The organism is Caballeronia sp. LZ043, assembly GCF_031451075.1.
In the GTDB taxonomy this organism is placed as follows: Bacteria; Pseudomonadota; Gammaproteobacteria; order Burkholderiales; family Burkholderiaceae; genus Caballeronia.
This window is the reverse complement of the sequence record NZ_JARUXT010000001.1, coordinates 2,669,439-2,682,048: the sequence shown is the minus strand read 5'-3', so window position 1 is coordinate 2,682,048 and position 12,610 is coordinate 2,669,439. Positions and strand designations below refer to the sequence as shown.

Here is a 12,610-nt window from a genome sequence, read left to right as displayed (position 1 = left end):
AAGCGAAACTCACGCCCGCGTGTCCTGGAAAGGATTCGCGGGCGTTGTCTTTCCTGCTTCAGATTTTCAAGACGGTTTTCAAGACACGTCCGTCCAGCCACGACCCAAGAGGCGAGCCATGCGACACCAACACATAGCGTTGATCGGCGGATCGGGATTCATCGGCAGCCATCTCGTCAATGCACTCGTCGATCTCGGCAAGAACGTGCGCGTGGCCACGCGCCGTCGCGCCAGTGCCGCACATCTGACGCTGCTGCCCATCGACGTGATCGAAACCGATGTCCACGATCCCGTGCAGCTGGCCGCCTTCATCGACCAGTGCGATGCGGTGATCAATCTCGTCGGCGTGCTGCAGGGCCGGCGCGGCGATCCGTATGGGCCGGAGTTCGCGAAGGCGCATGTCGAGTTGCCGCGCAAGATCGCGGCGGCGTGCGCGGCGAAGGGCGTGAGGCGGCTGCTGCACATGAGCGCGCTCGGCGCCGATGTCGACGGCCCGAGCATGTATCTGCGCTCGAAGGGCGAGGGCGAAAAGATCGTGCGCGAGTCCGGACTCGACTGGACCGTGTTCCGCAGTTCGGTCGTATTCGGCCCTGAAGACAATCTGCTCAATCAGTTCGCGTTCCTCGAACGCATGTTTCCGGTGATTCCGCTCGCATGCGCCGACGCGCAGTTCCAGCCGGTCTTCGTTGGCGACGTGGCGAAGGCCATGGTCAACGTGCTCGATCTCGACGCCTCCGGCCATCAGGTCTATGAACTCGCGGGTCCCGGCGTCTATACGCTGGCGGAACTGGTGCGCTTCGCGGGCGCGACCATCGGCAAGCATGCGCGCATCATCAAGCTGCCGGAGAGCCTTGGCCGTCTGCAGGCGATGACCATGGAAATGGCGCCCGGCGAGCCGCTCATTTCGCGCGACAATCTCGACTCGATGAAAACGCCGAACATCGCGAGCGGGCCGCTTGCGCCTGAACTCGGCATCGACGAACCGGCGAGCATCGAGGCCATCGCGCCGCTGTACCTGACCGGCAATGCATCGCGCTCGCGCTTCGACGCCTTCCGCGCCACCGCGCACCGCTGAACCCCTTACTCTGATCGCATGAAACTCGTTATCGGTGACAAGCTCAATTCTTCCTGGTCGATGCGTCCGTGGGTGCTGCTCACGCATTTCGGCGTCCCGTTCGAGGAGACGCTGATCCGCCTGAACCAGCCCGACACGAAGGCGCAGATTCTGGCGCTTTCGCCGAATGGCCAGGTGCCATGCCTCATCACCGATACGGGCGCTGCCGTGTGGGAATCGCTGGCGATTGCCGAGACGATTGCCGAACTGCACCCGCAGCACGCGATGTGGCCGCGCGATGCCGCCGCCCGGGCACGCGCGCGAAGCATCAGCGCCGAGATGCACGCGGGTTTCGCGGACCTGCGCCAGAACATGCCGATGGACCTCTCGGTCCACGCGCCGGGCACGGGCGCGACGCCGGGTGCGCTCGCGAACATCGCGCGCATCGAAGCCATCTGGGCCGAGTGCCTCGCGGCGTCGGGCGGGCCGTTCCTGTTCGGCGAGTTCGGCATTGCGGACGCGATGTACGCGCCCGTCGTCATGCGCTTCAACTCCTATGCGCCCAAGCTGAGCCAGATCTCGCTGGACTACGCGCGGCGCGTCACGGCGTTGCCGGCAGTGGCCGCGTGGATCGACGGCGCGCGCGAGGCGGCGCGATGAACATCTATGCGGTCGGCGGCGCGATCCGCGATGAACTGCTCGGCGTGCCGGTGGTGGATCGCGATTACGTCGTGGTGGGCGCGACGCCCGAACAGATGGTCGCGCAGGGGTATCGGCCGGTCGGGCGGGATTTTCCGGTGTTCCTGCATCCCGAGACGCACGAGGAATACGCGCTCGCGCGGACCGAACGCAAGACGGCCGCAGGCTATCACGGCTTCCAGTTCTACTATTCGCCGGACGTGACGCTCGAGGAAGATCTCGCGCGGCGCGATCTCACGATCAACACCATGGCCCGCGAAGTCACGCCGGCGGGCGAGCTGACGGGTCCCGTCATCGATCCCTTCGACGGCCGGGCCGATCTCGCGAGCAAGCTGTTCCGGCACGTGGGCGAGGCGTTCATCGAGGATCCGGTGCGGATTCTGCGCATCGGGCGTTTCGCCGCGCGCTTTGCCGATTTCAACATCGCGCCCGAGACCGCCGCGCTGATGCAAAAGATGGTCGCGGCCGGCGAAGTCGATGCGCTCGTGCCCGAGCGCGTGTGGCAGGAAGTGTCGCGCGGGCTGATGGAGAAAAAGCCGTCACGCATGTTCGAGGTGCTGCGCGGCTGCGGCGCGCTGGCGCGCATCCTGCCCGAGGTCGATGCGCTCTGGGGCGTGCCGCAGCGCGCCGACTATCACCCGGAAGTGGACACCGGCGTGCACGTGATGATGGTGCTCGACTACGCCGCGTCGCAAGGCTTCGCGCTGCCGGTGCGTTTCGCGGCGCTGACGCACGATCTCGGCAAGGCGACCACGCCGGAAGACATCCTGCCGCGCCATCTCGGTCACGAGGGACGCAGCGTGGATCTGCTGCGTCCCTTGTGCGAACGCCTGCGCGTGCCCAACGAATGCCGCGACCTGGCGGTGCTGGTCGCGCGTGAGCACGGCAACATCCATCGCGTGATGGAGATGGGCGCGGCCGCGCTGGTGCGGCTGTTCGAACGCGCCGATGCGCTGCGCAAGCCGGCGCGTTTCGCCGAGGCCTTGCAGGCGTGCGTGGCCGACGCGCGCGGCCGGCTGGGACTCGACCGGCAACCGTATCCGCAGGCGGAGCGGCTGCGCGAGGCGCTCGTCGCGGCGCGTTCCGTCGATGCCGGCGCCGTCGCGCAACAGCACGCGGCCCAGCCGTCGAAGATCAAGGATGCGGTACACGACGCACGGGTCGCCGCCGTGAAGGACGCGCTGGGCGTCTGATCGTCCGACCTCAGAGTGCGCGCGCGATCAGTGAGAGCAAAAGGGAAAGCAGCAGCGTCGACATGAAGGGAAACGAGTATTCCCGGCCGAACAGCCGCAGCGTGAAATCACCCGGCAGCCGCCCGATGCCGAACTTCCTGAGCCAGGGCATCGAGCCGGAGAGGATCGCGAGCGCGATGAAGGTGGTCAGCAGCCAGCGGATCATGATGGATAAAAATCACAGGGTGTGAGTTCGGTCGCCGGTGGCGAAGGCGTCGAGCGTGCCGGAGATGCCGCGCGAAAACGCGATCACCTTGAACAGCTCGCCCATCTCGGCCTCGGAGAGCAGTTTCTGCACGGCATTGGCGGCCGGCAGGAAACGCCGCACATCGGACGGATCCAGTTCGCCGAGCACGTCGGTGACGCCCGCGTTCAACAGGAAGCGGGCCTGCGAGGTGAAGCCGAGCAGATCCGCGCCGGTCTCGACCCCGGCTTCCGCGATGCCCGTGAATTCCACGTGCGCGGTGATGTCCTGCAAGCCCGGATAGAGAAACGGATCCGGATGCGCGCGATGCCGGTAGTGACACATCAGCGTGCCGCCCGCGCGCTGCGCGTGATAGAACTCGCGGCGCGGAAATCCATAGTCGATGAAAAACGCCGCGCCGCGCACGAGCATCGTGCAGACGGTCTTCGTGAAGCCCAGCGCCGCTTCGTGCGTTTCCGTCACGTATTCGGCGAAGGGTTCGTCGTTGGCGTCGTCGATGGCGGCATCGATCAGTTCGACTTGCGCGTCGGGCGTGATCGGCCGGTCGTCGAAGGCCAGGCGGTCGTCCAGCAGCACCACGCCGCGCTCGTGCCACGCGCCGAGCTTGCGCGCGACGAGGCGCACGGGCATCGCGTCCAGCACCTCGTTGCCGATTACCACACCTTCGAAGCTGTCCGGCAGCGAATCGAGCCATTGCACCTTCGCGGCGAGCGCGGGCGCGTCCCGTTCGATGGTTTCACGCTGGCGCGCGCGCAGTTCGCCGGAAAGATCGACGATCGCGTAGCTGTCGAAGGGCACGTCGAGTTGGGCGAGGGCGCTCATCAGGCCGGCGGCGAGCTTGCCGGTGCCGGCGCCGAACTCCATCAGCTGCCGCGTGCCGCTCTGCTGCAACGCCTGCGCCACGGGACGGGCGAGCGTCGTCGCGAACAGCGGGGACAACTCGGGCGCGGTGACGAAGTCGCTGCCGTCTTCCCCGCGGCGGCCGAATTTCATGGCGCCGCCGCTGTAATAGCCCAGGCCGGGAGCGTACAAGACCAGATCCATATAGCGGTCGAACGGCAGCCAGCCGCCCGCAGCGGCGATGCGTTCGCGGATCAGCCCGGTCAGCGCTTCGGATTGCGCGAGCGCGTCGGCGCCCGGAGCAGGTAAACTATCGGATTGTCGAGCATTCGAGTTCATCCCCGCATTGTAAATGAGCGCCTCCACGCCGTTTTCTTCCGCTAACGCGCCGTCTTCCGGCGCCGCCCAACGTTCCCGCGCCGTGCTCGTGACCGGCGCGGCGAAACGGGTAGGACGCGGCATCGCACTGGAGTTCGCGCGGCAGGGCTGGGACGTGGCGGTGCATTACGGCGGCTCGGAGCACGAAGCGCGCGAAACCGTGGCGCTCATCGAGGCGCTCGGGCGGCGCGCGGTGGCGCTGAAAGCGGATCTCGGCGTCGAAGCCGAAGTCGCGCGGCTGGTGCCGGCGTGCGTCGAGGCGTTAGGCGGCCTGCAGTGCGTGGTGAACTGCGCATCGCGTTTCGACGAGGACACCGCCGGCGATTTCCACTACGCGAAGCTGCTGGAGATGACCGCGATCAACGTCGCCGCGCCACTGCTGCTCGCGCGCATGCTGCACGAGATCCTGCCGGACGCCGCGTCTGATCGCGACGAACTGCGCGGCGTGGTCATCAACGTGCTCGACCAGAAGCTTTACAACATGAACCCGGATTACCTGTCGTACACGCTGACGAAGGCCGCGCTCGACAACGCCACGGTGGCGCTGGCCCAGGCGCTCGGGCCGAAGCTGCGCGTGGTGGGCCTGGCACCGGGTTTGACGATGATCTCCGCCGGGCAGACGCCTGCGACGTTCGCGGCGGCGCATCGCGTGACGCCGCTGAATCGCGCGTCGACGGTGGAGGATGTCGCGCAGGCCGCGTGCTATCTCGCGAATGCGCACGGCGTGACCGGCACGACGCTGGTCGTCGATGGCGGCCAGCACCTCGTGCCGAGCCCGCGCGACGTGATGTACATGATCGGCGCGCAGAATCACTGACGCGCCCAACTTTTGGATGAGACCATGCTTGCCGCACTTTCGCACCCCCGGCTGACCGATTGCCGGCGGCTTTTTCTGCGCAACTACGAAGTGCGCATCAACATCGGTGTGCATGACTTCGAGAAGCGCGGTGAGCAACGCGTCGTGATCAATGTCGAGCTGTACGTGCCGCTCGCGCTGTCGACGCCCGTCGCGGACAAGCTGGCCGAAGTCGTCGATTACGACTTCATGCGCTCGACCATCGCGGAACGCGTGAAGCGCGGCCATATCCATCTGCAGGAAACGCTGTGCGACGACGTCGCCGCCGCCTTGCTGGCGCATCCGGACGTGCGCGCGGTGGCCGTATCGACGGAAAAGCCCGACGTCTATCCCGATTGCGACGCGGTCGGCGTCGAAGTCTTCCGCATCAAGGAGGAACAGGCATGAACGCGCGCGACACGCTCGACACCCCGGACGAGGTCAAACCGGTCCGCGAGGCGCTGACGAAGCGCCAGCAAAAGGAAGCGTACGAGAACAACAAGCTGTACAAGCGCATCGTGCGGCAGGTTGGCGAGGCGATCGGCGACTTCAACATGATCGAGGAAGGCGACAAGGTCATGGTCTGCCTGTCCGGCGGCAAGGACAGTTACGCGATGCTCGACGTCCTGATGCGCCTGCGCGAGCGCGCGCCGATCAACTTCGACCTCGTCGCCGTCAATCTCGACCAGAAGCAGCCCGGCTTTCCGGAACACGTGCTGCCCGAATACCTGGCGAAGCTGGACATTCCGTTCCACATCGAGAATCAGGATACGTACAGTATCGTCAAGCGCCTGGTGCCCGAGGGCAAGACCACGTGCTCGCTGTGCTCGCGGCTGCGGCGCGGCATCCTGTACCGCGTGGCGGGCGAACTCGGCGCGACCAAGATCGCGCTCGGCCATCATCGCGACGACATTCTGCAGACGCTGCTGCTCAACATGTTCTACGGCGGCAAGCTGAAGGGCATGCCGCCCAAGCTGCAATCGGACGACGGCAAGAACATCGTGATCCGTCCGCTTGCTTACGTGAAGGAAACCGATCTGGAGGAATACGCGGAGTTGCGCGAATTTCCGATCATTCCGTGCAACCTGTGCGGAAGCCAGCCGAACCTGAAGCGCGCCGAGATGAAAGCGCTGATCCGTGAATGGGACAAGCGTTTCCCGGGGCGGGTCGAGAACATGTTCAACGCGCTGTCGAATGTCGTGCCGTCGCATCTGATGGACGGCGCGCTGTTTCCGTTCGCCGGATTGCGCGCGACGGGCGAAGCGGATCCGCAGGGCGATATCGCGTTCGACGAAGAACCGTGCGCAAGCGAACCGTCAACGCCGGCGGGCACCATTTCAATTGTGCAGTTCGACGACCTGTAACCGTTGTCGGAGCAGGATGCGGCGTGGCTTTCGCCGCATTGCATCAAGGAGCCGGATGCTATATTGGCGGCTCGTCACACCCAGCAAGGCTTCCCGGCATGAACATCGTGATTCTGGCTGCCGGCATGGGCAAGCGCATGCGCTCCGCCCTGCCGAAGGTACTTCATTCACTGGCGGGCAAGCCGCTGCTCTCCCATGTCATCGACACGGCGCGCACGCTTTCGCCGACGCGCCTCGTGGTCGTCGTCGGACATGGCGCGGACCAGGTTCGTGAGGCTGTCGGCGCGCCGGACGTGCAGTTCGCGCTGCAGGAACGGCAGCTCGGCACCGGACACGCCGTGCAGCAAGCGCTTCCGCTGCTCGATCCCTCGGTGGCCACGCTCGTGCTCTACGGCGATGTGCCGCTCACGCGCGCCAGCACGCTCGAACGCCTGATCGATGCGGCAGACGAGAACCGATATGGCGTGTTGACCGTGGACGTCGGCGATCCGACCGGCTATGGACGCATCGTGCGCAATGTGGCCGGCTCGGTCCGCAAGATCGTCGAGCAGAAGGATGCGTCCGAAGAAGAACGCCGTATCGCGGAAATCAACACGGGCATCGTCGTGACGCCGACGCGCGCGCTCGAAGGCTGGCTCGCATCGCTCAGGAACGACAACGCGCAAGGCGAGTTCTATCTGACCGATGTCGTCGAACGCGCGATCGAATCTGGCGTGGAAGTCGTCACCGCCCAGCCCGACGCCGAATGGGAAACGCTCGGCGTGAACAGCAAGGTCCAGCTGGCCGAACTCGAACGGATTCATCAGCGCAACGTCGCGCACGCGCTGCTCGATGCGGGCGTGACGCTGCTCGACCCGGCGCGCATCGACGTGCGCGGCACGCTCGAATGCGGCGCGGATGTGTCCATCGACGTGAATTGCGTGTTCGAAGGGCGCGTGACGCTCGGCGACAACGTGACGATCGGCCCGAACTGCGTGCTCCGCGATGCCGATATCGGCGCCGGGACGCGGGTGGATGCTTTTACGCATATCGAAGGCGCGACGGCCGGCGCGAACGTGGTACTCGGGCCGTATGCACGGCTGCGTCCGGGCGCACAGCTGGCGGATGAAGCGCACGTCGGCAACTTCGTCGAAGTGAAGAACGCGGTGCTCGGGCGCGGCTCGAAGGCGAACCACCTGACCTATATCGGCGATGCCGACATCGGCGCGCGCGTGAACATCGGCGCGGGCACGATCACCTGCAACTACGACGGCGCGAACAAGCATCGCACTGTGATCGGCGACGACGTGTTCGTCGGCTCCGATACCCAGTTGGTCGCGCCGGTGCGCGTGGGCAACGGCGTGACGATCGCGGCGGGCACGACGGTGTGGAAGGACATCGGCGAGAACGAACTCGTGCTCAACGAGAAAACGCAAGTGAGCAAGACGGGCTACGTGCGTCCGGTCAAGAACAAGAACAAGTCGTAAGGCTGTTGGTTTGACGCAGTCAGACGCGCGCGGCCCGGTGGGCCGCGCTTTCAGATACTGGTTTCAAAGGATGAACGCCCATGTGCGGAATTGTCGGCGCGGTAGCGCAACGTAACATCGTCCCGGTGCTGGTCGAAGGGCTGCGCCGCCTCGAATATCGCGGCTACGACTCGTGCGGCGTGGCCGTGCTGAGCCATGGCGAACCGCGCCGCGCCCGCAGCGTCGCGCGCGTGTCCGACCTCGATGCCCAGGTGCGCGACTCGAATCTCGCCGGCATGACCGGCATCGCGCACACGCGCTGGGCCACGCATGGCGCGCCCATCACGGACAACGCCCATCCGATCTTTTCGCGCGATACGGTCGCGCTGGTGCACAACGGCATCATCGAGAACTACGAGACGCTGCGCGAGATGCTCAAGGGCAAGGGCTACGAGTTCGTCTCGCAGACCGACACCGAAGTCATCGCGCATCTGATCCACAGCATGTATCACGGCGACCTGTTCCAGACCGTGCGCGAGGCGGTGAAGATGCTGCACGGCGCGTATGCGATCGCCGTGATTCACAAGGATCAGCCGCATACGGTCGTGGGCGCGCGCCAGGGCTCGCCGCTCGTGGTCGGCGTGGGGCAGGGCGAGAACTTTCTTGCTTCCGATGCGCTGGCGCTCGCGGGCAGCACGGACCGCTTCGCGTTCCTCGAAGAGGGCGATGTGGTCGAGATCGGACTGGATGGCGTGAAGATCGTCGATCGCGAAGGCCTGCCGGCGGCGCGTGAAGTCCGCACGGTGACGGCGTATGGCGGCGCGGTGGAACTCGGGCCGTACCGGCATTTCATGCAGAAGGAAATCTTCGAGCAGCCGCGCGCGATCACCGACACGATTCCGCAAGCCGATCACTTCGATCCGGCGCTGTTCGGCGAAGGCGCGCAAGAAGTGTTCGCGGGCATCGACAGCATTCTCATTCTTGCGTGCGGCACGAGCAGTTACGCGGGCCTGACGGCGAAGTACTGGCTCGAATCGATCGCCAGGATTCCGACGCAGGTCGAGATTGCCAGTGAGTATCGCTATCGCGAGTCGGTGCCGAATCCGAAGGCGCTGGTCGTGGTGATTTCGCAGTCGGGCGAAACCGCCGATACGCTCGCGGCGCTCAAGCATGCGCAGTCGCTCGGTCACAAGCACACGCTCGCCGTGTGCAACGTGGCGACGAGCGCGATGGTGCGCCAGACCGAGCTTGCGTTCCTGACGCATGCGGGCACGGAGATCGGCGTGGCATCGACGAAGGCGTTCACGACGCAGCTCGTCGCGCTGTTCGTGCTGGCGGTGACGCTGGCGAAGATGCGCGGTCGTGTCGATGCGAAGCAGGAAGCGGCGTATTTTGCGCAGCTGCGCCATTTGCCGGCGGCGCTGAACAGCGTGTTGGCGCTGGAGCCGCAGATCATCGCGTGGTCGGAGGACTTTGCGCGCAAGGAGAATGCGTTGTTCCTCGGGCGCGGACTGCATTATCCGATTGCGCTCGAAGGTGCGTTGAAGCTCAAGGAGATTTCGTATATCCACGCCGAGGCGTATCCGGCGGGTGAGCTCAAGCATGGACCGCTCGCGCTGGTGACCGAAGCGATGCCGGTGGTGACCGTGGCGCCGAATGATGCGCTGCTGGAGAAGCTCAAGTCGAACATGCAGGAAGTGCGGGCGCGTGGGGGAGAGCTGTATGTATTCGCGGATGCGGATACGCGGATTGTCAGTCAGGACGGGATTCATGTGATCCGCATGCCGGAGCATTATGGGGCGCTGTCGCCGATTCTTCACGTCGTGCCGCTGCAACTGCTGGCCTATCACACGGCTTGTGCTCGAGGGACGGATGTCGACAAGCCCAGGAATCTGGCGAAGTCGGTTACGGTGGAGTGAGGGGGGCGGTTTGGATGGGTGGGGTAGCGACTTCGAAGGAGGTCCGCGCGGGCCGCGGACCCACTCTTGTTGGCAATAGGGGTTCCACGCCCGGAACCCTTGTCACCAAAGGCGTCGCACGCTTGAACCAAATACCTGTAACAACGCAAAAGAGTCCGCGCACAGTTGTCGCGACAGTGCGTAATTTTTCGTCGGCGAAGTGAAAGACTGGGACATCCCCTGCGAAGGCCTTGGTTCGACGGCTGAGCGACCGCGTATCGATGTGTACGTTATTGCGGGATTGAGACGAATCACGACCTGATTCCCAACTTTTCGCGGCCAGCACACCTGACCCGCAAACTACCTCGCACCAAACATCCCTGCCAATTAACTTTCGGTGCTCCCCGCGCCGACCGTCAGTGCTATTTCGGTGAGCTGCTCCAAGAGCACCTTCATGTGGTCATCCGGCCATGTTTCCAAATAACCCCGCACTAGCTCGACGACTTACGACCATGCTTCCCCTCGCGTCTGGTCACAAAAACGACTGTCTGACTCCACTTTCGCCCCTGTCTCGAGAACCTCGCTCACACATTGCAGGCCGGCTCCAGCCCGCCGCATGCACGCCACCATCGCCGGTGAGAGCGCCGGTTCGCGTGCGACGAATTCGATGTCGCCAAACGCAACACAGAGGAGAGTCGTAGCCAGGGAGGCCGCGGAAATCGGCGGCTGGTTGTCAGACGCGTGTGTGACAACTACGGGAGAGGAAGAAGTGTTCATCGCAGGTGTAGCGCCTGCGATTATCTGTCGCCATCTGATTCGCAACATAAAGGTGAATCAGATAGTCACTGTAGCGATTCGCCGCGCTTACTCGCCAGCGTCAGTGAGCTTACTCAGAGCAGGCAAGAGCTCTTCGGGGTCCGGCCGCGTCGTGTAGTCAGGATTCACCTCCGCGTAGACGATGATGCCGTCTTGCCCGATGACGTAACGGGCTGGCATCGGCAGCGTCCAGCTTGGGTTGCCGTTGACGATTCCCAAATCATTCTTGAACACGTTCTTGTAGAGGTCGATAAGGTAGTCTGGCAGTGCAAAGCGCAGTCCGAACGCCGCAGCAACCTCATTGCCTGGGTCGGAGAGAATCGGAAACTCGAGCTTGTTTTCGCGCGCTGAGCGACGGCTGTTTGGTGCCGTCTGCGGGGAAATTGCGACCAGGTTGGCGCCGAGTTCACGGAAGTGCGGAAGCGCTTCCTGCAATGCTTGCAGTTCCATATTGCAGTAAGGGCACCATACGCCACGATAGAAGCTAATGACCAGCGGCCCCTGCGTCAGCATTTCGAGCGAGGACACCTCGTTTCCTTCCGCGTCTCGCAACCGGAAGGTTGGCGCGACGTCGCCGACTTTTTTCGCATTCTTCGCGATGCCTGCAGCGACTAGCTCGTTCGTCGCGCGGCGCATAGGCTCGTGAATCCATTCCGGCGCGTTATAGGGCGGGCCGCCGGCTTCGAAGTTTTTCTTGAACGCGGCTAGTTTGGCTTGCAGACTCATCTGATTTCTCCTGAAGGCAATACCTCGTATCGAGGCGCAGGAGAAAGATAGGCCCCAAAGATTTGGAATGGTAGAAGCGCGAATACAATAACGGCTATTCCATCGAGGAATGACATGGATAGATTTCGCGCAATGGAGACCTTCATTCGGGTTGTGGACACCGGCTCATTTTCATCGGCTGCCCGCCAACTGGGCGTGGGTCAGCCGGCCGTCTCGAAAGTGGTGGCGCAACTCGAAGACTGGCTAAAAGTAAGTCTGCTAAGTCGCTCGACTCACGGGCTCACTCCTACTGAGGCTGGCCAGCGCTATTACGAGCGCGCGCGCGCGGCGTTAGCCGAAGCGGACGAAGCCGAACTTACCGCGCGTGGCGCGGGGGTGGGCCTCTCGGGCGTGCTTCGTGTGTCAGCAACGACTACTTTCTCGAGAATCCACGTTGTTCCACATCTGCCGACATTTCTCGAGCAGCATCCAGACCTCTCAATCGACCTCGTGATGGACGACAGAGTCATTGACCTCGTCGCCGAAGGTATCGATGTTTCGCTTCGGATCATGACGTCGTTGCCCGACTCGTCTGTGGTTGCTCGCAAGCTTGCAAGCGGCCACCTCCTTGTGCTGGGCACGCCGGCCTACTTTGAGCGCGCGGGGGTACCGCGCGCGCCTGCTGACCTTGAGAAGCATGAGGCAATCATCTATAGCCAATTACCGACGACCTGGACCTTAACGCGTGACGCCGCGGAAGAATCCGTGAGTATGCGAGGACGAACGAGGCTGAGCGCAGCCGAAGGTATACGGGAGGCTGTTCTTTCGAACCTCGGGCTAACTGTCGCATCCAATTGGATGTTCACCCCAGAGCTGGCCAGAGGCGCAGTTATCTCGGTGCTAACCGAGTGGAGCCTGCCAGCCCTTGATGCGTACGCCGTGTTTCCAACCGGCAGGATGGCCACGGCAAAAGCTCGGGCTTTTGCCAGCTTCGTTGAAACGCTGCTGAACCGACCGTTTCCATACCACGAACAAGATACGGAGCGGGCGTAACGACAGCGTGCCTGGATACGGAGCGCGCGTAACGACAGCGAGCCTAGACAAAGGTCAGCAGCGACTCGATGGATTCAAGTCCTCGA

At 63.9% G+C, this 12,610-nt stretch carries 12 protein-coding genes; 9 read left to right on the top strand and 3 right to left on the bottom strand.

Annotation, left to right across the window (positions count from 1 at the left end):
• The first annotated feature begins 118 nt into the window (after positions 1-118).
• Genes QCE64_RS12280 through QCE64_RS12270 form a run of 3 tightly spaced genes read left to right on the top strand, consistent with a single transcriptional unit; the run spans position 119 to position 2,946 of the window.
• Positions 119-1,075: a complex I NDUFA9 subunit family protein gene (locus tag QCE64_RS12280; protein WP_310003936.1), complete on the top strand. Its 957-nt coding sequence runs from the start codon at positions 119-121 to the stop codon at positions 1,073-1,075.
• An 18-nt stretch (positions 1,076-1,093) separates the two neighbouring features.
• On the top strand, positions 1,094-1,714 hold the full coding sequence (locus QCE64_RS12275) for a glutathione S-transferase family protein (protein ID WP_310003934.1): 621 nt from the start codon (positions 1,094-1,096) through the stop codon (positions 1,712-1,714).
• Entirely contained in the window at positions 1,711-2,946 is a 1,236-nt protein-coding gene (locus QCE64_RS12270; RefSeq protein ID WP_310003932.1) for a multifunctional CCA addition/repair protein, read from the top strand. The genes QCE64_RS12275 and QCE64_RS12270 overlap by 4 nt, the downstream gene beginning before the upstream one ends.
• Positions 2,947-2,956: 10 nt before the next feature.
• Here the strand turns inward: QCE64_RS12270 and QCE64_RS12265 are convergent, their stop codons facing one another.
• The gene (locus QCE64_RS12265; RefSeq protein WP_309810593.1) at positions 2,957-3,151 is read right to left on the bottom strand and encodes a DUF2905 domain-containing protein; all 195 of its coding nucleotides are present in this window, start codon (positions 3,149-3,151) and stop codon (positions 2,957-2,959) included.
• Between the two features lie 12 nt (positions 3,152-3,163).
• Positions 3,164-4,369: a class I SAM-dependent methyltransferase gene (locus QCE64_RS12260; RefSeq protein WP_309931263.1), complete on the bottom strand. Its 1,206-nt coding sequence runs from the start codon at positions 4,367-4,369 to the stop codon at positions 3,164-3,166.
• 13 nt (positions 4,370-4,382) lie between these two features.
• Between QCE64_RS12260 and QCE64_RS12255 the strand changes: the two genes are divergently transcribed.
• From QCE64_RS12255 to glmS, 5 genes are all read left to right on the top strand, one after another.
• Positions 4,383-5,225 (top strand): SDR family oxidoreductase, encoded by an 843-nt coding sequence (locus QCE64_RS12255; RefSeq protein ID WP_309931261.1) that lies wholly within the window; start codon positions 4,383-4,385, stop codon positions 5,223-5,225.
• A gap of 24 nt (positions 5,226-5,249) precedes the next feature.
• Positions 5,250-5,651, top strand: a complete 402-nt coding sequence (locus QCE64_RS12250) for a dihydroneopterin aldolase (protein ID WP_309810591.1) — start codon at positions 5,250-5,252, stop codon at positions 5,649-5,651.
• Positions 5,648-6,607, top strand: a complete 960-nt coding sequence (gene ttcA / locus QCE64_RS12245; RefSeq protein ID WP_310003930.1) for a tRNA 2-thiocytidine(32) synthetase TtcA — start codon at positions 5,648-5,650, stop codon at positions 6,605-6,607. Before QCE64_RS12250 ends, ttcA begins: the two co-directional genes overlap by 4 nt.
• Positions 6,608-6,705: 98 nt before the next feature.
• A complete protein-coding gene (glmU, locus tag QCE64_RS12240; protein WP_310003928.1) occupies positions 6,706-8,073 on the top strand; it encodes a bifunctional UDP-N-acetylglucosamine diphosphorylase/glucosamine-1-phosphate N-acetyltransferase GlmU in 1,368 nt (455 codons plus the stop codon).
• Positions 8,074-8,153: 80 nt separating this feature from the next.
• Positions 8,154-9,971 (top strand): glutamine--fructose-6-phosphate transaminase (isomerizing), encoded by a 1,818-nt coding sequence (gene glmS, locus QCE64_RS12235; protein ID WP_309931254.1) that lies wholly within the window; start codon positions 8,154-8,156, stop codon positions 9,969-9,971.
• Positions 9,972-10,814: 843 nt separating this feature from the next.
• Here the strand turns inward: glmS and QCE64_RS12230 are convergent.
• Entirely contained in the window at positions 10,815-11,492 is a 678-nt protein-coding gene (locus tag QCE64_RS12230; RefSeq protein ID WP_310003927.1) for a peroxiredoxin-like family protein, read from the bottom strand.
• Between the two features lie 114 nt (positions 11,493-11,606).
• Between QCE64_RS12230 and QCE64_RS12225 the strand changes: the two genes are divergently transcribed.
• Positions 11,607-12,524: a LysR family transcriptional regulator gene (locus QCE64_RS12225; RefSeq protein ID WP_310003925.1), complete on the top strand. Its 918-nt coding sequence runs from the start codon at positions 11,607-11,609 to the stop codon at positions 12,522-12,524.
• Positions 12,525-12,610: the final 86 nt, after the last annotated feature.

What these genes read in the sequence shown, in the direction of transcription:
- QCE64_RS12230 (WP_310003927.1), bottom strand. Translation starts at nt 11,492, where the DNA reads ATGAGTCTGCAAGCCAAACTAGCCGCGTTCAAGAAAAACTTCGAAGCC.
- glmS (WP_309931254.1), top strand. Translation starts at nt 8,154, where the DNA reads ATGTGCGGAATTGTCGGCGCGGTAGCGCAACGTAACATCGTCCCGGTG.
- ttcA (WP_310003930.1), top strand. Translation starts at nt 5,648, where the DNA reads ATGAACGCGCGCGACACGCTCGACACCCCGGACGAGGTCAAACCGGTC.
- QCE64_RS12270 (WP_310003932.1), top strand. Translation starts at nt 1,711, where the DNA reads ATGAACATCTATGCGGTCGGCGGCGCGATCCGCGATGAACTGCTCGGC.
- QCE64_RS12280 (WP_310003936.1), top strand. Translation starts at nt 119, where the DNA reads ATGCGACACCAACACATAGCGTTGATCGGCGGATCGGGATTCATCGGC.
- QCE64_RS12225 (WP_310003925.1), top strand. Translation starts at nt 11,607, where the DNA reads ATGGATAGATTTCGCGCAATGGAGACCTTCATTCGGGTTGTGGACACC.
- QCE64_RS12275 (WP_310003934.1), top strand. Translation starts at nt 1,094, where the DNA reads ATGAAACTCGTTATCGGTGACAAGCTCAATTCTTCCTGGTCGATGCGT.
- QCE64_RS12265 (WP_309810593.1), bottom strand. Translation starts at nt 3,151, where the DNA reads ATGATCCGCTGGCTGCTGACCACCTTCATCGCGCTCGCGATCCTCTCC.
- QCE64_RS12250 (WP_309810591.1), top strand. Translation starts at nt 5,250, where the DNA reads ATGCTTGCCGCACTTTCGCACCCCCGGCTGACCGATTGCCGGCGGCTT.
- QCE64_RS12255 (WP_309931261.1), top strand. Translation starts at nt 4,383, where the DNA reads ATGAGCGCCTCCACGCCGTTTTCTTCCGCTAACGCGCCGTCTTCCGGC.
- QCE64_RS12260 (WP_309931263.1), bottom strand. Translation starts at nt 4,369, where the DNA reads ATGAACTCGAATGCTCGACAATCCGATAGTTTACCTGCTCCGGGCGCC.
- glmU (WP_310003928.1), top strand. Translation starts at nt 6,706, where the DNA reads ATGAACATCGTGATTCTGGCTGCCGGCATGGGCAAGCGCATGCGCTCC.